This is a genomic window from Pseudomonas mucoides (genome assembly GCF_015461845.1).
Classification (GTDB): Bacteria; Pseudomonadota; Gammaproteobacteria; order Pseudomonadales; family Pseudomonadaceae; genus Aquipseudomonas; species Aquipseudomonas mucoides.
Genome location: NZ_JACOPW010000002.1, coordinates 1 through 20,181 on the forward strand (window position 1 = coordinate 1; position 20,181 = coordinate 20,181).

The following is a 20,181-nucleotide window of genomic DNA, read 5'->3' on the forward strand; positions in this document are numbered from 1 at the left end:
ACTGGAAGCTGGCAGATGCGGTGTATTTGAACCCAGAACGCCCTGAAGTTAACGGCGCAATGGGTTAGCAGCGGAAGTACCAAGGCGACAGGTACCTTGACACGTACCGAACGCCAAAAAAGTACCCCAAAAGGCTCGCCCCGAGCGTCCGGCCCCTCGCTAAGGCTCGGCGTTCCTTCGCTCCGGTATCCATCCGGGGACACTGCCCTCCGGTCTGCTTCGCTACGACCTACATGCAGCGTGTTCGACTGCGTCGAACGGCGCTACGCGCCACTCCCCGGATGCACACCTCCACTCAGCCTCCCGAAGGGGCGGGCATATCAAAAACAGCAGAGGCGGCCTACCGGCCGGCCTGGTTTTGATTGCGTGTGTCCATCTCGAAGTTGTGTGTGGTTGCGATTTGTTGATCTTATTGGTTTTGGTTTTGGTTTTGGTTTTGGTTTTGGCTTTGGTTTTGGCTTTTGATCTTGATCTTGATCTGCTTTTGATCTTTCGCCCCTTCGGCAGGCCGAGCGTAGGTGTTCATCAGGGGGGTAGGCGCGTAGCGCCGTGCGGCGAAGCCGCACACATCGAGAGGAGGTCGTAGCGAAGCAGACCGTAGGCGATGCCCCCTGATGGACACCGTAGCGAGGGAACACTGAGCCTTAGCGAAGTGCCGTACGCCGGGGCGAAGCCTTTTGCTTACTTTTCGGCGTTTGGAAAAGTGAGTCGCTGTAAGAGCGAAACCATAAGCAGCCGTTACCGCAGCAACGGATATGTACATCGAGCTCCGATCACCAAGCAGAAAACCCCCAATCACCCCACCTGATACCCAATCATTCAGCCAAACCCCATCCCCGTCAGGTTAACAAAAGATAACGTGGCGTCGATTGTCAGACCTTTCCAAACCCCGATAGGATAAGCCAGCTTCCGAAGGGGCTCTAGATTGCGCGTTTCAGGACTAAGCTCCAAACAGCCAATCACCACGAGCCACCTTACGGCGCCCTGAAAGGTTGAACGACCTAACAATAATAATGGGGGAAGGTCTATGAGTGAGCCTGTCATGGGTGTGGGTATCTGCCGCCCGCCGGCACTGCGCAAATTCGCGTTGCTGGCTACAGCGCTCTCGCTGTTGGGCTGTGCCGCCTTGTCGGCACCTGCGCTGGCCGCTGCCGCGCCAGCATCCGATACTGTTTTTGCCATTGAATCTGCCAAGGCCGTCAAAAGCCTGATGCTCGATGTCGTCCACGCCGGCAAGCGCCTGGTGGCGGTCGGTGATCGCGGGCATATCCTGTATTCCGACGATCAGGGCGCAACCTGGGTTCAAGCCAAGGTGCCAACCCGCGCACTGCTGACCTCGGTGTTTTTCGTCGATGACAAACACGGCTGGGCCGTCGGCCATGACGCTCAGATCCTCGCCAGCGAGGACGGTGGCGCCACCTGGACCAAGCAATTCGAAGATTTGAAACGCGAAGCTCCGCTGCTCGACGTCTGGTTCAAGGACGCCAACAGCGGCTTTGCCGTGGGCGCGTATGGCGCGCTGCTGGAAACCACCGACGGTGGCAAGCACTGGGAAGACGCCAGTGATCGCCTGGACAACGAAGACCAGTTCCACCTCAACGGTATCGCATCGGTCAAGGATGCCGGGCTGTTCATCGTCGGCGAACAGGGCAGCATGTTCCGCTCTGCCGACTGGGGCCAGACCTGGGAAAAACTCGAAGGCCCGTACCAAGGTTCGCTGTTCGGCGTGATCGGCACGGCACAAGCCAATACGCTGCTGGCTTACGGTCTGCGCGGCAATCTCTACCGTTCTACGGATTTCGGCAGCACCTGGGAACAGGTTGAACTCAAAGCCACTCGCGGCGCGCTGGAGTTCGGGTTATCCGGTGCAACGCTGCTTGACGACGGCGCCATCGTGATCGTCGGCAACGGCGGCTCGGTCATCCGCAGCAACGACAACGGCGAAACCTTCAGCGTGTTCAACCGTCCGGATCGCATTTCCGTTTCGGCAGTGACGGCGGCGGGCAACGGCAATCTGATTCTGGCAGGACAGGGCGGCGTTCGCGCTACTTCGCCAACCGGCTCAGAGCTGGGCAAATAATAAGAAGGGCGGAGCTATGACATCCATGACAAGTCATCACCAGGACAAGGCGACGTTTCTAGAGCGCCTGATTTTCAACAACCGCCCGGCAGTGATCACGATCTGCCTGCTGGTCAGTATTTTCCTGTTCTGGCAGGCGACGCTGATCCGGCCGTCCACCAGTTTCGAAAAAATGATCCCGCTCGAGCATCCCTTCATTCAAAAGATGATGGAGCACCGCAACGATCTGGCGAACCTGGGCAACACCGTGCGCATCTCGGTGGAAGCCACTGACGGCGATATCTTCTCCAAGGAATACATGGAGACCCTGCGTCAGATCAACGACGAGGTGTTCTACATTTCCGGCGTCGACCGTTCCGGCCTCAAGTCGCTGTGGAGCCCGAGCGTGCGCTGGACCGAGGTAACGGAGGAGGGCTTCGCCGGGGGTGAAGTGATCCCGCAAAGTTACAACGGCTCCCAGCAAAGCCTCGATCTGCTGCGCAACAACGTCCTCAAGTCCGGGCAGGTCGGGCGGCTGGTGGCCAACGACTTCAAGTCGAGCATCGTCGACATCCCGCTGCTGGAGTCCTACCCGGACCCGCAGGACCAAGGCAAGTTGGTGGCACTGGACTATCGCCAGTTCTCCCACCAGCTGGAAGAAAAGATCCGCGACAAGTTTGAAAAGCAGAACCCTAATGTGCAGATCCACATCGTCGGTTTCGCCAAGAAAGTAGGTGACCTGATCGATGGCCTGGTCATGGTGGTGATGTTCTTCGGCGTCGCCTTCATCATCACGCTGATCCTGCTGTACTGGTTCACCAACTGCATGCGCAGCACCGTGGCGGTACTCAGTACCACCCTGGTGGCGGTGGTCTGGCAGTTGGGGTTGATGCACTTCTTCGGCTTCGGGCTCGATCCTTACTCGATGCTGGTGCCGTTCCTGATCTTCGCCATCGGTATTTCCCACGGCGTACAGAAGATCAACGGTATCGCCTTGCAATCCAGTGAGGCCGATAACGCACTGACCGCTGCGCGACGCACGTTCCGTCAGCTGTTCCTGCCGGGGATGATTGCGATCCTCGCGGATGCGGTGGGTTTCATCACGCTGCTGATCATCGACATCGGTGTGATTCGTGAGCTGGCCATCGGCGCGTCCATCGGCGTGGCGGTGATCGTGTTCACCAACCTGATCCTGCTGCCGGTGGCGATTTCCTACGTCGGTATCAGCAAGCGAGCCGTTGAACGCAGCAAGAAAGACGCACACCGCGAACACCCGTTCTGGCGCCTGCTGTCGAACTTCGCCAGCAAAAAAGTCGCGCCGGTGTCGATCTTCCTCGCCTTGATCGCCTTCGGTGGCGGCCTCTGGTACAGCCAGAACCTGAAAATCGGTGACCTCGATCAGGGTGCACCAGAACTGCGTCCGGACTCGCGCTACAACAAGGACAACAACTTCATCATCAGTAACTATTCCACCAGTTCCGATGTGTTGGTGGTGATGGTCAAGACCAAGGCCGAAGGTTGCTCACGCTATGAAGCCATGGCACCGATCGATGAGCTGATGTGGAAGATGCAGAACACCGAGGGCGTGCAGTCGGCGATTTCCCTGGTGACCGTGTCCAAGCAGATGATCAAGGGCATGAACGAGGGCAACCTGAAATGGGAAACCCTGTCGCGTAACCCGGACGTGCTGAACAACTCCATCGCCCGTGCCGATGGCCTGTACAACAACAGCTGCTCCCTGGCGCCGGTGCTGGTGTTCCTCAACGATCACAAGGCGGCAACGCTGGATCGCGCCGTGCATGCGGTGCAGGACTTCGCCAAGGAGAACAACAAGGACGGCCTGGAATTCATCCTCGCGGCCGGTAACGCCGGCATCGAGGCGGCCACCAACGAGGTGATCAAGGAATCCGAGCTGACCATCCTGATCCTCGTCTACATCTGTGTCGCGACCATGTGCATGATCACCTTCCGTTCGTGGGCGGCGACCTTGTGCATCGTGTTGCCACTGGTGCTGACCTCGGTACTCGGCAACGCCTTGATGGCCTTCATGGGTATCGGTGTGAAAGTGGCGACCCTGCCGGTGGTTGCGCTGGGTGTAGGGATTGGCGTGGACTACGGCATTTACATCTACAGCCGTCTGGAAAGCTTCCTGCGTGCCGGTCTGCCGTTGCAAGAAGCCTATTACCAGACGCTGAAGTCCACCGGTAAAGCCGTGCTGTTCACCGGTCTGTGCCTGGCCATCGGCGTGTGCACCTGGATCTTCTCGGCCATCAAGTTCCAGGCTGACATGGGCCTGATGCTGACCTTCATGCTGCTCTGGAACATGTTCGGCGCGCTGTGGCTGTTGCCGGCGCTGGCACGCTTCCTGATCAAACCGGAGAAACTGGCCGGGCAGAAGGGCAACTCGCTGTTCGCTCACTGATCCTTGCCTGAAACAAAAAAGCCGCAACCCTGGTTGCGGCTTTTTTACACCCCGAATTCAACACTAACCCCCCTGTAGGAGTAGAGCTTGCTCGCGATAGCGGTCTTACATTCAACATCTATGTTGAGTGACCCTCCGCCATCGCGAGCTAGCTCTGCTCCTACAGGGGATGTGTTTTTTCAGGAAGGATCGCTACCCAACACCACATTCAACGCACTGCGCGCATCGTCCAACTGCACCAGCGTCGCATGCCGTGCGCCGAGGGCATCGCGGTTTTCGATGGCGGTGAGAATCGCCTTGTGCCGGGGCAGCGCCAGTTCATGCAGGTTCGGCCGCTGGTTGGAATGCTTCAAGGCTTCGGCAATCGCCACCGACAGCATGTTGCACAGGTTGGCCAGCAAGTCGTTGTGGGTTGCATCGGCGATGCGGCTGTGGAAGTCCAGGTCCGGTTGCAGCAACGCTTCCGGGGTCGGCGCCGCTTCCATGCGCTGGTAGGCTTCGCCGATGGACGCGATGTCTGCCTCCGTGGCGAACTGCGCGGCGAGTGCAGCGGCGGCGGGTTCGATGATGCTGCGCACACTGGTGAGCAAATCGAAAAACTGATTCTGCGGGCTGCTTTGCATCAACCAATGCAAAACGTCCGGGTCGAGCATATGCCACTCCTTGCGCTGCTTGACCACCGTACCCACTCGCGGACGGGAATACACCAGGCCTTTGGCAACCAACACTCGGGTGGCCTCGCGCAGCACCGGGCGGCTGACCGCATACTCCTCACACAACAGGGCTTCGGCGGGCAGTTTGTCGTCCGGCTTGAAGCGCCCGGAAACGATCTGCATGCCCAGTTCCTGGACAATGCGCGAGTGCATGCTTTTGCGGTCGGAGGGTTTGCGGTAATCCATGGGGAACGGCGCGGTCCTGTGCGAAGGGGGGGCTGCATGATAACAGGCACGACGGGATCTTGAGGCAGGTGCAAAGCAATTGTGGGAGCGAGCCTGCTCGCTCCCACAGGGGGGGCAGTGGGTTAGTGAGAGTGGCGCGGCACTTCGGCGCCGCGGCAGCCGACCAGGAAGTCGAAGTCGCAACCCTGATCCGCCTGCAGCACATGGTCGATGTACAGCTGACGATAGCCGCCCAGGATCATCTGTTGCGGTGGCTGCAAGTCCGCCATCCGCGCGGCCAGTTCAGCATCCGGAATATCCAGGTGCAAACGGCCGCTGGCACAGTCCAGCTCAATCCAGTCACCTTCTTTCACTGCCGCCAATGGCCCACCTGCCGCCGCCTCCGGTGCAACGTGCAACACCACGGTGCCGTAGGCGGTGCCACTCATGCGCGCATCGGAAATGCGCACCATGTCGGTCACGCCTTGGGCGAGCAACTTGGCTGGCAAACCCATGTTGCCGACTTCAGCCATGCCCGGGTAACCCTTCGGCCCGCAGTTCTTCATTACCAGGATCGAGTTGGCGTCGACGTCCAGTTCCGGATCGTTGATCCGCGCCTTATACATGTCGAAGTTCTCGAACACCACCGCGCGCCCACGATGCTGCATCAGTTCTGCCGTGGCCGCGGACGGCTTGAGCACCGCACCGAGTGGCGCCAGGTTGCCGCGCAACACGCAGATGCCGCCGTCGGCACGGATCGGGTTGTCGAGGGTGCGGATCACTTCGTCCTCGCCGTAGATCGGCGCGTCTTTGGTGTTCTCGCCGAGGGTCTTGCCGTTGACAGTCAAGGCATTCGGATGCGGGATCAGGTTGGCCTCACCGAGACGGCGCAGCACGGCGGGCAGGCCGCCGGCGTAGTAGAACTCTTCCATCAGGAAGCGCCCGGACGGTTGCAGGTCGACGATGGTCGGCATGCCGCGACCGATACGGGTCCAGTCGTCCAGCTCCAGGTCCACGCCGATGCGGCCGGCGATGGCTTTCAAATGGATTACGGCGTTGGTCGAACCGCCAATGGCGGCGTTGACACGAATGGCGTTTTCGAAGGCTTCTTTCGTGAGGATTTTCGACAGCTTCAAGTCTTCTCGAACCATCTCCACCGCACGCATGCCGGACATGTGCGCGAGGACATAGCGGCGTGAATCAACCGCCGGAATCGCCGCGTTGTGGGGCAGGGAAGTACCCAGTGCTTCGGCCATGCAGGCCATGGTCGATGCCGTGCCCATGGTGTTGCAAGTGCCCGCCGAACGGGACATGCCACCCTCGGCTGCGAGGAAGTCGTCGAGGGTGATGGTGCCGGCTTTCACTTGTTCGCTGAGCTGCCAGACCACCGTGCCCGAACCGATGTCCTTGCCCTTGTGCTTGCCGTTGAGCATCGGACCGCCGGTGACGACGATCGCCGGCACGTCGCAACTGGCCGCGCCCATCAGCAGCGCCGGGGTGGTTTTGTCACAACCGGTCAGCAATACCACGCCATCAATCGGGTTGCCGCGAATGGCTTCTTCGACGTCCATGCTCGTCAGGTTGCGGGTAAACATGGCAGTCGGGCGCAGATTGGATTCGCCGTTGGAGAACACCGGGAATTCAACCGGCCAGCCACCGGCCTCGATCACCCCGCGTTTGACGTGCTCCGCGATCTGGCGGAAGTGCGCGTTGCACGGGGTTAATTCCGACCAGGTATTGCAGATGCCGATGATTGGTTTGCCCTGGAACTGGTGGTCGGCGATGCCCTGATTCTTCATCCAGCTGCGGTACATGAAGCCGTTCTTGTCGGCGGTGCCAAACCATTGGGCGGAGCGCAGGGTGGGTTTCTTATCAGACATGATCGATTCTCTTATTGTATGACTATATTGTTGCGACTACGGCGTAACATAAGCTCAAATTCACAGGTTTGGAAGTGTTGTTGGGTAAATAGTATTACTATATAGTCGATTTCAACGGAGGGTTGGCCCTGGTTGTTTTCGGCGAGAGGCGGCCCCCGAGGTTCTATAACAACAACAATCGGAGACCGATCTCATGAGCCAGGAACTGCGGCTTATCCGTCGCATCACGCTGAAACTGATTCCCTTCCTGATCCTGCTGTACCTGATCGCCTATGTGGATCGCTCCGCCGTAGGCTTCGCCAAGCTGCACATGGGCGCCGACATCGGCCTCGGCGACGCCGCTTACGGCTTGGGTGCCGGGCTGTTCTTCATTGGTTATTTCCTGTTTGAAATCCCCAGCAACCTGATGCTCGATCGCTTTGGCGCACGACGCTGGTTTGCGCGGATCATGATCACCTGGGGCGCGATCACCATCGGCATGGCGTTCGTTCAGGGACCGCAGAGTTTCTACGTGATGCGCTTTCTGCTCGGTGCGGCGGAAGCCGGGTTCTTCCCCGGCGTTCTGTACTACATCACGCAGTGGTTCCCGATTCGCCATCGCGGCAAGATCCTCGGTCTGTTCATCCTGTCCCAGCCTATCGCGATGATGGTCACCGGACCGGTGTCCGGCGGCTTGCTCGGCATGGACGGCACCCTCGGTTTACACGGCTGGCAGTGGTTGTTCATCGTCATCGGTACACCGGCGATCCTGCTGACCTGGCCGGTGCTGCGTTACCTGCCTGACGGTCCACAGCAAGTGAAATGGATGGACCAGGCCGAGAAAGACTGGCTGTCCGGTGAGTTGAAAAAGGACCTTGAGCAATACGGCCAGACCCGTCACGGCAACCCGTTGCACGCACTCAAGGACAAACGCGTATTGCTGCTGGCACTGTTTTATCTGCCAGTGACGTTGAGCATTTATGGCTTGGGTCTGTGGTTGCCGACGTTGATCAAACAGTTCGGCGGCAGCGACCTCGTCACCGGTTTCGTCTCGGCAGTGCCGTACATCTTTGGGATTGTCGGTTTGCTGATCATTCCGCGCAGCTCCGACCGATTGAATGACCGCTACGGTCACCTGGCCGTGCTGTATGTGCTGGGTGCCATCGGCCTGTTCCTCAGCGCCTGGCTGACGGTGCCGGTGTTGCAACTGGCGGCGCTGTGTCTGGTGGCGTTTGCGCTGTTTTCCTGCACGGCAGTGTTCTGGACTTTGCCGGGTCGATTCTTTGCCGGGGCCAGTGCGGCGGCCGGGATCGCCTTGATCAACTCGGTGGGCAACCTGGGTGGTTACATCGGTCCGTTCGTGATCGGTGCGCTCAAGGAGTACACCGGCAACCTGGCGTCGGGGCTGTATTTCCTGTCGGGTGTGATGGTGTTCGGGCTGGTGCTGACGGGCGTGGTTTACCGGTTGCTGGAGCGCAAGCACGTGCTGCCGGCGGATCAATTTGCGGCCAGTGCGCGTGGTGCAACCCGCACCTGAGTTTCAGGGTTAACGCCGATCAACTGTAGGCGTGAGCCTGCTCGCGATAGCGGTGTATCAGTCGCCATCAATGTTGAAGGTGATGGCCTCATCGCGAGCAGGCTCACTCCTACGGGGATCGGTGGTGTTTCGAATAAACAGGAGAAAATCATGCGTTTGGTTCAATTCGAATTAAGTCATGGCGAGCGCCGCGTCGGTGTCGTCGAGGACGGTCTGGTCCGTGAAGTGCAGAACGCGCATACCGTTCGCGATCTGGCACTGGCAGCCATTGAAGCCGGCACAACTCTGCAGCAGCAAGTAAACGCCCTGGGCCTGGGCATCAGCCACAACTACGCCGAACTGCTCGCCGCGCTGCGCATCCTGCCACCGCTGGACCACCCGGACCCGGCTCACATGCTGGTCAGCGGCACCGGCCTGACCCATTTGGGCAGCGCCTCGGCCCGGGACAAAATGCATCAACAGGCCGGTGACGAAGCGGCCATGACTGACACCATGCGCATCTTCAAATGGGGCGTGGAGGGCGGTAAACCGGACGCAGGGCAGGCCGGCGTACAACCGGAATGGTTCTACAAGGGCGACGGCAGCATCGTCGTTCGGCCGGGCCAACCGTTCCCGCTGCCACCGTTCGCCGAAGACGCCGGCGAAGAGCCCGAGCTCAGCGGCCTCTACGTGATCGGTCACGACAGCAAGCCTTATCGCCTCGGTTATGCGGTCGGCAACGAGTTCTCCGATCACGTCATGGAACGTAAGAATTACCTGTACCTGGCACACTCAAAATTGCGCAGTTGCAGCTATGGGCCGGAGCTTCGGGTGGGCGAACTACCCCAACATCTGGCCGGCACCAGCCGCATCCTGCGCGACGGCGAAGTGCTGTGGCAGAACGAGTTTCTCAGCGGCGAAGCCAACATGTGCCACAGCCTGGAAAACCTCGAATACCATCATTTCAAGTACAGCCAGTTCCTGCGTCCGGGGGACGTGCACATTCATTTCTTCGGCACCGCGACCCTGTCGTTCGCCGACGGTATTCGTACGCGGCCGGGTGATGTGTTTGAAATCAGCCAGGTCGAGTTTGGTGCACCGTTGATCAACGGCATCGAGCCTGCGCCAGCAGCGTTCGAACCCGGCACCGTCGTCACCCTTTAAGGAGATACGCATGACCCTGATCCTTGGACACAACTACATCGGTGGCCAGCGCAGCGCTGTCGGCTCGCTCAAACTCCAGAGCCTCGATGCCAGCACCGGCGAAGCGTTGCCGCATGATTTCTACCAGGCCACTGCGCAAGAAGTGGACGCCGCCGCCAAGGCTGCCGCGACGGCTTACCCGGCCTATCGTAGCTTGAGCGCGGAACGTCGCGCCCAATTCCTCGATGCAATTGCCGATGAACTGGACGCTCTGGGTGACGAATTCGTTGCCGTGGTCTGCCGCGAAACCGCGCTGCCTGCCGGCCGTATTCAAGGCGAACGCGGTCGCACCAGCGGCCAGATGCGCCTGTTCGCCAAGGTGCTGCGTCGCGGTGATTTTTACGGTGCACGGATCGATAAAGCATTGCCCGAACGCACGCCACTGCCACGTCCGGACTTGCGCCAATACCGTATCGGGCTCGGCCCGGTGGCCGTGTTCGGGGCCAGCAACTTTCCGTTGGCGTTCTCGACGGCGGGCGGCGATACCGCCTCGGCCCTGGCGGCGGGTTGCCCGGTGGTGTTCAAGGCGCATGGTGGTCACATGGCCACGGCCGAATGGGTGGCTGACGCAATCCTGCGTGCCGCGGAAAAAACCGGCATGCCGGCCGGTGTGTTTAACATGATCTACGGTGGCGGGGTCGGCGAAGCGCTGGTCAAGCACCCGGCAATTCAGGCCGTCGGCTTTACCGGCTCGTTGAAGGGCGGGCGCGCCTTGTGCGACATGGCCGCTGCACGCCCTCAGCCAATTCCGGTGTTCGCGGAAATGTCGAGCATCAATCCGGTGATCGTGTTGCCACAGGCGTTGCACAGCCGCGCTGATACAGTCGCCCGTGACCTGACGGCGTCAGTGGTTCAGGGCTGTGGTCAGTTCTGCACCAATCCAGGGTTGGTGATCGGGATTCGTTCCCCGCAGTTCAGCGCATTCGTGCAGCAGGTCGTGTCGTTGATCAACGATCAGCCGGCGCAAACCATGCTCAATGCCGGAACCTTGAGCAGCTACGGCAAAGGCCTGGAAAAACTCCTCGCGCATCCGGGTATCGCGCACCTGGCGGGCAACGCGCAACAGGGCAATCAGGCTCAGCCGCAACTGTTCAAGGCGGACGTCAGCCTTTTGCTCAAGGGTGATGAAGTCTTGCAGGAAGAGGTGTTCGGTCCGACCACGGTGGTGGTGGAAGTGGCCGATCAGGCACAACTGAGCGCTGCACTGAACGGGCTGCATGGCCAGCTCACGGCAACGATCATTGGCGATCCGGCGGACTTTGAACAGTTCGGCGAGCTGACCGCGCTGCTGGAGCAAAAAGTCGGGCGGATTCTGCTGAACGGGTATCCGACCGGTGTGGAAGTTTGCGATTCGATGGTCCACGGCGGACCGTACCCAGCGACGTCTGATGCACGCGGCACGTCAGTGGGCACCTTGGCGATTGACCGCTTCCTGCGCCCGGTGTGCTTCCAGAACTACCCGGACAGCCTGCTGCCGGACGCGTTGAAGAATGGCAATCCGCTGCGCATCCAGCGACTGGTGGATGGCCAGCCATCACGAGAAGCCCTCTAACGGTTAAACACAATCCCTGTAGGAGTGAGCCTGCTCGCGATAGCAATCTAACTTCCAACATCAATGTTGAATGAAAGACCGCCATCGCGAGCAGGCTCCCTCCAACATTGTTTTGTGTTGCTGGTGAGTTTTGTGGTCGGCATCGGGCCGTGAGCACATTGAGCTATCATTGCGTCTTTCCCATTCAAAGATTGATTGCCATGACTGCCGTAGCCGACACCTTGCTTAACACCCTCGAACACTGCGACATGGTGGAAATCGACGGGTTGCATGCTTTCGAATTCTCCCTCGATGAAGACGACAACTTGCACATTGAATGCATGGACGGCCGAGCGGCCAAGCATTGGGAGTTCACCCCGGCACAGATTCAGGCAGCCACCTTCGACCCGACCCTGCAAAGCTGGGTGATCACCGGCAGTTCCGGTGAGCATCGTCTGGTGTGTACGAAAGCATTCGGCGGCGGTGACGACGAGGATGACGAGCATGAGGATGCGTAAAATCTGGCCTCTGTTGATGGCTGGCAGTATCGGCGCGATGGGCACTCAGGCCGCTTCGGCCGAGGACTATCAGTTGCTGGTGGGTTCCTACACGGCGGGGCAGAGCCAGGGCATTTATCGCCTGAACTTCGACAGTTCGACCGGGCAGATCAACCCCAAGCCACTGCAAGTGATCAAGACTGAAAATCCGTCCTGGTTGACGCTGTCCAAGGATCAGCATCGGCTGTTCGTGGTCAACGAAAACGGCCCAGGGCAGAAAGATCCGGTCGGGCGCGTCAGCAGTTATGCCATTGATCCCAAAACCCATGCGCTGAGCCTGATCAATCAGGTGCAGAGCCTGGGCAACGAGCCGACCCATTCGAGCCTGAGCGGCGATGGCCGTCATCTGTTCGTCAGCAACTACTCGGTGGTGGAAGATCCGGGCGGCACCCTTGCGGTGTTGCCGGTGGGCACCGATGGCAAACTCAACACCGTGGTGCAGATGAGCAGCCATCTGTCGAGTCGGGTCAACCCCGAGCGGCAGATGTCGGCTCACGTGCACTCGACGATTTCCTCGCCAGACGGTCGGTACGTGTTCTCCAATGACCTGGGCGCTGACAAGGTCTTTGTCTATCACTTCGACCCCAAGGCCAACCCGGACCTGCCATTGACGCCGGCCAAACCGGCGTCAGTCCAGTTGCCGCCAGGCAGCGGGCCGCGTCATCTGTTGTTCAGCGCCGATGGCAAGCATGCCTGGCTGACCATGGAAATGAGTGCTCAGGTGGCCGTGTTCGATTACAAGGACGGCACACTGGAGCAAACGCAGATGGTTGACCTCGCGGCGGGCCAGCCCACGTCTGATAAGGCCGCGGCGGCGCTGCATGCCTCCGCGGATGGCAAATTCCTCTACGTCAGCAACCGTGGCACCGCCAATCAGTTGCTGGTGTTTGCCATCGACCCGGCGACTGGCCACCTCAAGGAATTGCAGCGACGCTCCGTGGATGGCGACCATCCGCGCGAATTCAGCCTCGATCCCAGTGGCCAATTCCTGTTGATTGCCAATCAGAAGAGCAACCAGATTGTCGTCGTCGAACGCGATGCCAAGACCGGTTTGCTGGGTAAAACCGTGCAAAAGCTGCCGATGGACGCGCCAAGCGACCTCAAGTTCATGCTGCGTCAATAGGCCGCAGGCCCCGGTACTAGGGGCCTGCATCCTTCTATTAATGATGCTGATATCTGCTAATGCTACAAAGCATTTCAAGACGCGGACCCTCGAAGGTTAAGTTTGCTTCACGGCCCCACCGGGCAAGCAAGCCAACTGAATCCGAGGAATACCGCCATGAACTTCAATCTCTTCTCTGTTATCGCCGCTTCAGCTATCTCCGCCACCGTTGCTCTGCCAGCCAGCGCCAACGTTGAAATCAGCGAGAAAAAATCCCACGCTCAGAGCTATACCCAGAAATACCTGCAACAGAGCGCCAACTTCTACGCCGCTCTGGATCACAAAACCCAAGCCTGAAATTCCAGCCCTGCACCTTTTATGCAGGAGCGAAGTCACTTGCGTCGATCAAGCTGAAACGCTTTGAGAAACCTGAGTGATGTCGCTCCTGCATAACGCGTTTACGACAGCATCATATTGCCATCATTTTCTAGCTTGATATCACATGGCCACGAGTCTAGATTTGACGCTGAGTTTTTGACTCCTTTTCTAATAACAAGGATCGACAGCATGGCGATGCGTCTGGCAGTGGTTCTTCTATTTCTATATTCCACCCCCATTCTTTCGGACGCACAGCCCGTTTCGTCCGAGCCGGACGCGGCCCGCGAACGCATGATGAGTTTTATCAACGACTGAAATAGATTGGCTTAATGATCAACGAAGCTGATGGTCACTATGGATAACCCTGAGTGGTTACCACAGCATTTTTGATTGATTCTGTGGGCATCGAAACATGCCCACGGAGAACACCATGGCCAGCTCAATCCTCACTTCTGCCAAACACGGCGCCTACCTGGCCATCGGTCTTTACGTCGCAATGGTGCTGGTGGTCAGCCTTTCGGCTCAATCGCAACACTCCGTAGACGCGCCGATTCAGGTCGCTTATCCCGCTATCCAGTTCGAACACCGCGCTCAAGACGTCGTGGTCGATCACGCAGAACTGGCGGGAGTGGTCGGGGCATGAAAGGGCGCAAACTCTGGGTAATCGCCTTTCTGGCGTTCATGACAAACGGCGCTTCGTTGCTGGGCATCGGGCAGGGCTCGGCCGGTTCCGTGGCCCGGTCGATAGAAGCCAATCACAACCTTGCACGCAACATTGAAACGCAGAAGGCGATGGGGCTGTTGGCGGGTAATCCACCGATCAAGCGCCAGGTCGATTTCTTCGGGCCATTCCAGGTGGATTGCTCGGTGTTGCAGATGTGTGAAGTGCTTGCCTGAATCGCCTGCCCGGCACGCACTTTGTAGCAGCCGGACGCAGGCTTCGCCAGCGGCTACGGGGATCGGGATGTGCTTACTTCTTCATCACGCCGGTAAACAGGTCCGACTCCAGAAACCGCTGCAACCAGTTCTGCAACCGCGCATAAGGCGTCTGCGCGAACCACTCGCGATCCACGTGGGCGAACTGCCGAACGAACGGCATCAACGCTACATCCGCCAGGCTTGGATGTGCTGCCAGCAAGTATTCGCGCCCCTGCAACCCTTCATCAAGCTGACGCAAAAACACCTCACCTTGCGCCCGATAAACCTCCATCGGCTGCTCGGGATAACGTTCGGCGTACTTGTAGTGATTCAAATGCACCTTGAACACTTGATCGTTTGTTTCGATCAGGGCGGCGATCTGCGCCTGCCCGGCGGGATCATCCTTGAGCAACCAGTCCTGCGGATCGTTTTGCGCCAACGCCCAGTGCATGATCGCCAGGCTTTCATCAATCACCCGGCCATCAGCGTTCAGCACCGGCACCGTGCCTTTGCTCGACAGGGCGAGCATCTCGGCGGGTTTGGCCTTGAGGCTGACCTCGACGATATCAACCGCGACCCCTGAGTAGCGCAGGGCCATGCGCGCACGCATGGCGTACGGGCAGCGGCGGAACGAATACAGCGTATTCATTTCACCTCCAGCGTACTCAGGCCGTTGCCCTGGCGATGAACCTGAATCTGCACCGGAATCCGTTCATGCATTTCCTGCACGTGGGAAATCACCGCGACTTTACGACCCTGAGCCTGCAAGCCATCGAGCGCGTCCATGGCCAGTTGCAGGGATTCCGGATCGAGGCTGCCGAAGCCTTCGTCGATGAACAGTGATTCGATTTTCAGCGTGCTCGAGGCCATCGACGCCAGGCCCAAGGCCAACGCCAGCGACACCAGGAACGTCTCGCCGCCGGACAACGAATGCACCGAGCGCAGTTCATCGCCCATCTCGGTGTCCATCACCAACAATCCGAGCATGCTGCCGCCGCGTTTCAACCGATAACGGCGCACCAGTTGGCGCAGTTGCACGTTGGCGTGATGCACCAGCAGGTCGAGGTTGTAGGCCTGGGCGATCTTGCGGAAGGTGTCGCCGGTGGCCGAGCCGATCAGGGCACTCAAACGCGCCCAGCGCTGATACTCGGTGTAGGCATCGGCAATCTGCTGTGCCAGCGCCTGATTGGCGTTTTGCCGACGCTGATCTTCGGCCTGTTCGGCGCGCAGCTCGGCGCAGCGGTGTTCGCTGGCGGCAAACAGGTTTTGCAGTTCGGCAAGCGCGCTAGCCAGTTGTTCGGCGTCGAGGTTGCCGTTGTGCTGCGCTTGATGGTTGAGCAGGCGCTTGTCGCGCTCCTGCAACAAAACCTTGGCCTGTTCGATGGCTTTTTCGCTGTGCTGCAATTGCTGGCGCAGTTCGCTGACCTGTTGGTCGTCGACGCTCAGCAACGCTTCCAGACCACCGTCATCCAGCTCCGGATGCAGCGCGCGCCAATCAGCAATCTTGCTGTTCAACTCGCGGTCTTCGGCTTCCAGTGCCAACGAGCGTTCCTGCAGGGCCTTGAGTTCGGCTGCCAATTGCACCAGGCGCGTGCGCACGGTTTGCAGTTCCTGATTGGCGGTCGATTCTGCGGTGCGTGCCTGTTCGACCGCTTGATCGAGTTGCTGCTGCCATTGCTCGGCACTGGCGTGTGCGCCCAACAATTGCGTCAGGGTCTGCTGACAGGCTTGCTGTTGCTCGGCGAGGGTATCGAACTGCTGCTTGGCAACTTCCAGTTGCTGAAGGCGCGTCTGCTGGCGGTCCTGTTCTTTCTCCAGCGTCTGCTGGCGTTGCAGCTGTTCGCTGAGTTCATCGCGTTGCTGGTCGAGTTGCTCCAGGCGCTGAGCAATCTGCCGGTCGAGTTGCATGAACGTCGCGGCGGGTTCGTTGCGCAAAGCCTCCAGCGTCTCGCTCGGGAGCAAGGTGCTGAACGCCGTCAGTTCTTCATCCAGACGCTGGCGATCGCTGCTCAACTCGCGTTGCTGAGTGCTCAAGTGCTGCGCTGCTTGCTGGCTTGCGGTTTCGGCGCTGCGCAGTTGATGCTGAAGGCGTGCGGCGTCCTGTTGCAAGGTGAGCAGGGCGGTTTGCCGCTGTTCGTCCTGGGTGATGCTCTGGTTCAACTGATGGTTTTGCTGTGTCAGCCAGGCATCGCGTTTGTTCATGTCCTGCGCCAGCAATTGTGCCGACAAGGGATGCGCGTCGAGGCTTGGCGTCAGGGCTTGTTGCTGGGTGGCGAGCTGCTCTTGCTGCTGTAACAGCTCTTTTTGCTGAGCGATCAAGCCACCGACTTCGCCGCGCAAGTCAGTGAGCTTTTCCTTCAGTTGGTCGACGACTTTCTGCGCGTTGGCCTGCTCGTTTTCATCATGACGACCGAGGCTTTGCAGCAGCGCTTCCGGCTGATGATAGGGATGGTCGGGGCTGCCACAAACCGGGCACGGTTGATCGTCCTGCAACTGCTCACGCAATTCTTCGACGCTGGCGCTACGGGCCAGACGCTGACGCTCCAGCAGTTCGCGGGTGACGGTCAGGGTCTGTTCGGCGACCGTCAGTTCGTTCCTGGTTTTTACCCCGTCCTGGGTCAGCCGATCCCGTTCTTGCTGAGCGGTCGACTGGCGTTGTTGAAGCTCCGCGCCACGGCTGTCCAGTTCCCGCTGCTGGGTCCACAGTCGTGTCAGCTCTTCGAAGGCTCGCAGTTGCTTGCGGTTGTCCTGCAACAGATTGCCGAGTAACTGGATCTGTTCAGCCACGGCCTCGGGCTCGGCGCCTGCCTCTTTGTAGAGCACTTCCAGCTGCTGCTTTTGCACGGCGAATGCTTGTGCTGCGCGTGTGGCGCTGTGCTCAAGGTCGGCCATTTCGGCCTGGCCCTTGTTCAGCCGATTGCCGATCAACATCAGCTGTTGCAGGCGATCGCGATAGGCATTCCACGCCTCGCTGAGCGGCGCCAGAGCGGCGCTTTGTTCAAGCTCGCCGGCGATGCGTTGCAGGCGTTCGGCGACGAGTTTCTGTTGGTCCAGCAAACCTTGAATCGTGTTCTGACCCTGAGTGCAGGCCAACTCGGCTTGCTGCTTGAGATCGGCGCTGAGGCTCGTGTCCTTGACCAGACGGGCGAGGGTGCTTTGCGCTTCAAAGGCCTGGCGCAGCAACGGCGCACTGTGGGTGTGCTGATGTTGCGCTTCGGTCAGTGCGGTGTGGGCGCTGCTCAGGCTCTGCTCGAGTTGCGTCTGGCGCTGCGTCAGTTCCTGTTGCTGTTGCGTGTGGTGCTGAATTTGTTCGGCCAACGGAGTGAGCTGGGCGGTGAGTTCGGTTTTGCGAGCGAATTGATGCCGTTGCGGGGCCAATTGCTCCAGGCGCGTCAGTTTCAGGCGTTCGCCGACCTGGCTTTCCCAATGCTGCTGCGCGCCGGTCAATTGCTCCGTGGCGCTCAGTTGTTCGTCCTGCAACTGGCGCAGGTCTTTGAGCCAGGTGTGTTGCAGCTCAAGCTGCTTGAGCTGCGCCTGCTGTGTCTTCAGTTGTTGCTGCGCTTCATTGAAGCGTTCATCCAGTTCGGCGCGGGCTTCGGGCGCCAGCGGCGTCACGCCGGTGGCCTGGTCTTGCAACAGCTTGTGCGCTTCACGCGCTTCTTTGGTCTTGTCGAACGCACGGCGACCGAGCCGGGTGTACAGCGCGGTGTCGGTGAGCTTTTCCAGCAGTTCGCTGCGTTCGTTGTCGTTGGCCTTGAGGAAGGCACTGAACTCGCTCTGGGCGAGCAACACGGCGCGGGTGAACTGCTCGAAATTGAGGCCCAATACGGATTCGAGCTGAGTTTTGAACTCGACTTTCTGGCTCGCCAGCAGTTGATCCTGATCGATGTCGCGCAAGCTCTGGCGACTGGCTTGCAACTTGCCGCCAGCCTTTTCCCGGGCGCGATTGGCTTCCCAGCGCGCGCGGTAGCGGCGACCGTCGATGCCGACGAAATCCACTTCGGCATAGCCTTCGCCGGTGCCGCGACGCAGCAGCGTGCGAGGGTCGCCGGTGCTGATTTCGCCATCGGCGTCCGGCGCTTTTGCGGACACCTGGGCATTGCTCAGACGCGGCACAGCGCCAAACAGGGCCAGGCACAAAGCATCGAGCAAGGTGCTTTTACCGGCACCGGTCGGCCCTGTAATCGCGAACAAACCGGCGCTGGCCAAGGGTTCGGCGGTGAAGTCGATCTCAAACGGACCGGCCAGGGAGGCGAGGTTCTTCAGGCGGATCGCGAGGATCTTCATGGTTGTTCGCGCTCCATCTGCACGTCTTGCAGCAACTCGGCAAAATCCTTCAGCGTTTGCTCATCGACCTCACTGCCGTAGCTGTCCTGCCAGGCGCGACTGAACAATTCCTGAGGTGTGAGTTGGTCCAGTTCCACCAGCGTGGTGCCGTCGTCGACGCCATCGCGGCTGCCATTGCCGGCGTATTCGGCGGCGATGCGCACCAGACGCACGGCTTTGCCTTGCAGGGCGGTTTCAACCTGATGACGCAGGTCGGGTTGTGGTTCGTCGAGTCGCACCCGGACTTCCAGCCACGGTTGGCGCTGGGTGTCGGCCAGCAAATCGATGTTGGGCAGGTCCGCCAGTTGCAGGAGGATCTCTGCCAGCGGCACCGGGCCGATGCGTTGCAGGTTCACTGCCCGTGGTATCAGTTTGGGTTCGACGCTGACCAGGGTTTCGCCGTCGAGGGTGACGTCGAGAATCTGATGCTGATAACCGATCTCGGAGAACGACAGCGGAATCGGCGAGCCGCTATAGCGGATGCGCTCTTCGCCGTTGACCTTCTGCGGCTTGTGCAAATGACCAAGGGCGACGTAGCTGATGCTGGGGCCGAACAGGCTGGCGGGCAAGGCCTCGGCGTTACCGATGATCAGGCTGCGCTCGGAATCTTCAGACACCGAACCGCCGGCCATGTGCGCGTGGCTGATGGCGATCAATGCCTGGCCAGGTGTGCGCTTGGCGTTGGCCGCTTCGATCAGCCATTCGTGAACCTGGCCAATCCCGCGCAGATAATTGTCGCCCAGCTGCGCGCCGGTGACTTCGGCAGGGCGCAGGAACGGCAGCGCCAGGCACCAGGCGGCAACCTCACCGCGCGCATCCGGTAACGGTAGCAACAGGCGTTCAGCATCCAGTTGACCGTCATCCAGCCACAACACGCGGCCGAGCGCATGGGTGCGCAGACGTCGCATCAAGGGCGCGGGCAGTTCGATTCGTGAGCCGGAATCGTGGTTGCCGGCGATCATTACGATGGTCAGCAACGGCTGCTGCTCGTGGGCGCTGACGATGAAATCGTAGAGGCGTTCCTGGGCTTTGACCGGCGGGTTGACCGTGTCGAAGATGTCGCCGGCGATCAGCAGCACATCGGGCTGGTCCAGCTTCAGCTGGCGCAACAGCCACTCGAGAAAACAGGCGTGCTCGAAATCGCGTTCCTGGCCGTGCAGATTCTGCCCAAGGTGCCAGTCGGAGGTGTGGAACAGACGCAAGGCGGACTCCGTTGCAAATAAGGTGATGGCCGCGTGGGGAATGAAGGCGGCTAAAGGGGAGGGAGTTTACTGGCAAACACCCCCGATGTGGCCAGCGACACCAAAACCCTGTAGCAGCTGGCGAAGCCTGCGTCCGGCTGCGCAGCAGTCGTAAAATCGGCACAGGCGGTATTTCAGATAGACCGCGTCAGCAGGATTTACGACTGCCTCGCAGCCGGACGCAGCCTCGC

Annotated in this window: 16 protein-coding genes; 11 read left to right on the forward strand and 5 right to left on the reverse strand. The window is 59.8% G+C overall.

What is annotated here, in order from left to right:
• Positions 1 to 1,027: 1,027 nt before the first annotated feature.
• Positions 1,028 to 2,080: a WD40/YVTN/BNR-like repeat-containing protein gene (locus H8F22_RS08745; protein WP_027923406.1), complete on the forward strand. Its 1,053-nt coding sequence runs from the start codon at positions 1,028 to 1,030 to the stop codon at positions 2,078 to 2,080.
• A gap of 25 nt (positions 2,081 to 2,105) precedes the next feature.
• Positions 2,106 to 4,481, forward strand: coding sequence for an efflux RND transporter permease subunit (locus H8F22_RS08750; RefSeq protein ID WP_059180953.1), 2,376 nt, complete (start codon positions 2,106 to 2,108; stop codon positions 4,479 to 4,481).
• A 179-nt stretch (positions 4,482 to 4,660) separates the two neighbouring features.
• Here the strand turns inward: H8F22_RS08750 and H8F22_RS08755 are convergent, their stop codons facing one another.
• Both H8F22_RS08755 and H8F22_RS08760 read right to left on the reverse strand, forming a co-directional pair.
• Entirely contained in the window at positions 4,661 to 5,380 is a 720-nt protein-coding gene (locus H8F22_RS08755) for a FadR/GntR family transcriptional regulator (protein ID WP_027923408.1), read from the reverse strand.
• A 122-nt stretch (positions 5,381 to 5,502) separates the two neighbouring features.
• Positions 5,503 to 7,239 (reverse strand): IlvD/Edd family dehydratase, encoded by a 1,737-nt coding sequence (locus H8F22_RS08760; protein ID WP_194939972.1) that lies wholly within the window; start codon positions 7,237 to 7,239, stop codon positions 5,503 to 5,505.
• Between the two features lie 193 nt (positions 7,240 to 7,432).
• Here H8F22_RS08760 and H8F22_RS08765 point away from each other — a divergent pair, with 193 nt between their 5' ends.
• The 9 genes from H8F22_RS08765 to H8F22_RS08800 all read left to right on the forward strand — a co-directional run bounded on the left by H8F22_RS08765 (position 7,433) and on the right by H8F22_RS08800 (position 14,402).
• A complete protein-coding gene (locus H8F22_RS08765; protein ID WP_027923410.1) occupies positions 7,433 to 8,755 on the forward strand; it encodes an MFS transporter in 1,323 nt (440 codons plus the stop codon).
• A gap of 150 nt (positions 8,756 to 8,905) precedes the next feature.
• Positions 8,906 to 9,898 (forward strand): AraD1 family protein, encoded by a 993-nt coding sequence (araD1, locus tag H8F22_RS08770; RefSeq protein ID WP_059180952.1) that lies wholly within the window; start codon positions 8,906 to 8,908, stop codon positions 9,896 to 9,898.
• A gap of 10 nt (positions 9,899 to 9,908) precedes the next feature.
• Positions 9,909 to 11,489 carry an aldehyde dehydrogenase (NADP(+)) gene (locus H8F22_RS08775; RefSeq protein ID WP_059180951.1) on the forward strand — a complete coding sequence of 527 codons (1,581 nt, stop codon included), beginning with the start codon at positions 9,909 to 9,911 and terminating at the stop codon, positions 11,487 to 11,489.
• 200 nt (positions 11,490 to 11,689) lie between these two features.
• Positions 11,690 to 11,986, forward strand: a complete 297-nt coding sequence (locus H8F22_RS08780; protein ID WP_194939973.1) for a DUF5629 family protein — start codon at positions 11,690 to 11,692, stop codon at positions 11,984 to 11,986.
• Positions 11,973 to 13,148: a lactonase family protein gene (locus H8F22_RS08785; RefSeq protein WP_059180949.1), complete on the forward strand. Its 1,176-nt coding sequence runs from the start codon at positions 11,973 to 11,975 to the stop codon at positions 13,146 to 13,148. Before H8F22_RS08780 ends, H8F22_RS08785 begins: the two co-directional genes overlap by 14 nt.
• 156 nt (positions 13,149 to 13,304) lie before the next feature.
• On the forward strand, positions 13,305 to 13,484 hold the full coding sequence (locus H8F22_RS08790; protein ID WP_059180948.1) for a hypothetical protein: 180 nt from the start codon (positions 13,305 to 13,307) through the stop codon (positions 13,482 to 13,484).
• 210 nt (positions 13,485 to 13,694) lie between these two features.
• Complete coding sequence (locus H8F22_RS32880; RefSeq protein ID WP_256218381.1) at positions 13,695 to 13,820, forward strand: hypothetical protein; 126 nt, start codon at positions 13,695 to 13,697, stop codon at positions 13,818 to 13,820.
• A 115-nt stretch (positions 13,821 to 13,935) separates the two neighbouring features.
• A complete protein-coding gene (locus H8F22_RS08795; protein ID WP_027923416.1) occupies positions 13,936 to 14,148 on the forward strand; it encodes a hypothetical protein in 213 nt (70 codons plus the stop codon).
• Positions 14,145 to 14,402: a hypothetical protein gene (locus tag H8F22_RS08800; RefSeq protein WP_027923417.1), complete on the forward strand. Its 258-nt coding sequence runs from the start codon at positions 14,145 to 14,147 to the stop codon at positions 14,400 to 14,402. Before H8F22_RS08795 ends, H8F22_RS08800 begins: the two co-directional genes overlap by 4 nt.
• 73 nt (positions 14,403 to 14,475) lie before the next feature.
• On the opposite strand, the gene H8F22_RS08805 is transcribed toward H8F22_RS08800, so the two are convergent.
• The 3 genes from H8F22_RS08805 to H8F22_RS08815 are packed head-to-tail and all read right to left on the reverse strand — an operon-like array spanning position 14,476 to position 19,951.
• Complete coding sequence (locus H8F22_RS08805) at positions 14,476 to 15,072, reverse strand: glutathione S-transferase (RefSeq protein ID WP_194939974.1); 597 nt, start codon at positions 15,070 to 15,072, stop codon at positions 14,476 to 14,478.
• Positions 15,069 to 18,710, reverse strand: coding sequence for an AAA family ATPase (locus H8F22_RS08810; RefSeq protein ID WP_194939975.1), 3,642 nt, complete (start codon positions 18,708 to 18,710; stop codon positions 15,069 to 15,071). Before H8F22_RS08810 ends, H8F22_RS08805 begins: the two co-directional genes overlap by 4 nt.
• A complete protein-coding gene (locus H8F22_RS08815) occupies positions 18,707 to 19,951 on the reverse strand; it encodes an exonuclease SbcCD subunit D C-terminal domain-containing protein (protein WP_194939976.1) in 1,245 nt (414 codons plus the stop codon). Before H8F22_RS08815 ends, H8F22_RS08810 begins: the two co-directional genes overlap by 4 nt.
• Between the last annotated feature and the right edge of the window lie 230 nt (positions 19,952 to 20,181).

Excerpts from the sequence above, each read along its gene's own strand:
- H8F22_RS08775 (WP_059180951.1), top strand. The coding sequence starts at position 9,909 with ATGACCCTGATCCTTGGACACAACTACATCGGTGGCCAGCGCAGCGCT.
- H8F22_RS08760 (WP_194939972.1), bottom strand. The coding sequence starts at position 7,239 with ATGTCTGATAAGAAACCCACCCTGCGCTCCGCCCAATGGTTTGGCACC.
- H8F22_RS08755 (WP_027923408.1), bottom strand. The coding sequence starts at position 5,380 with ATGGATTACCGCAAACCCTCCGACCGCAAAAGCATGCACTCGCGCATT.
- H8F22_RS08765 (WP_027923410.1), top strand. The coding sequence starts at position 7,433 with ATGAGCCAGGAACTGCGGCTTATCCGTCGCATCACGCTGAAACTGATT.
- H8F22_RS08795 (WP_027923416.1), top strand. The coding sequence starts at position 13,936 with ATGGCCAGCTCAATCCTCACTTCTGCCAAACACGGCGCCTACCTGGCC.
- H8F22_RS08780 (WP_194939973.1), top strand. The coding sequence starts at position 11,690 with ATGACTGCCGTAGCCGACACCTTGCTTAACACCCTCGAACACTGCGAC.
- H8F22_RS08805 (WP_194939974.1), bottom strand. The coding sequence starts at position 15,072 with ATGAATACGCTGTATTCGTTCCGCCGCTGCCCGTACGCCATGCGTGCG.
- H8F22_RS32880 (WP_256218381.1), top strand. The coding sequence starts at position 13,695 with ATGGCGATGCGTCTGGCAGTGGTTCTTCTATTTCTATATTCCACCCCC.
- H8F22_RS08745 (WP_027923406.1), top strand. The coding sequence starts at position 1,028 with ATGAGTGAGCCTGTCATGGGTGTGGGTATCTGCCGCCCGCCGGCACTG.
- H8F22_RS08750 (WP_059180953.1), top strand. The coding sequence starts at position 2,106 with ATGACAAGTCATCACCAGGACAAGGCGACGTTTCTAGAGCGCCTGATT.
- H8F22_RS08800 (WP_027923417.1), top strand. The coding sequence starts at position 14,145 with ATGAAAGGGCGCAAACTCTGGGTAATCGCCTTTCTGGCGTTCATGACA.
- H8F22_RS08790 (WP_059180948.1), top strand. The coding sequence starts at position 13,305 with ATGAACTTCAATCTCTTCTCTGTTATCGCCGCTTCAGCTATCTCCGCC.
- H8F22_RS08810 (WP_194939975.1), bottom strand. The coding sequence starts at position 18,710 with ATGAAGATCCTCGCGATCCGCCTGAAGAACCTCGCCTCCCTGGCCGGT.
- H8F22_RS08785 (WP_059180949.1), top strand. The coding sequence starts at position 11,973 with ATGAGGATGCGTAAAATCTGGCCTCTGTTGATGGCTGGCAGTATCGGC.
- araD1 (WP_059180952.1), top strand. The coding sequence starts at position 8,906 with ATGCGTTTGGTTCAATTCGAATTAAGTCATGGCGAGCGCCGCGTCGGT.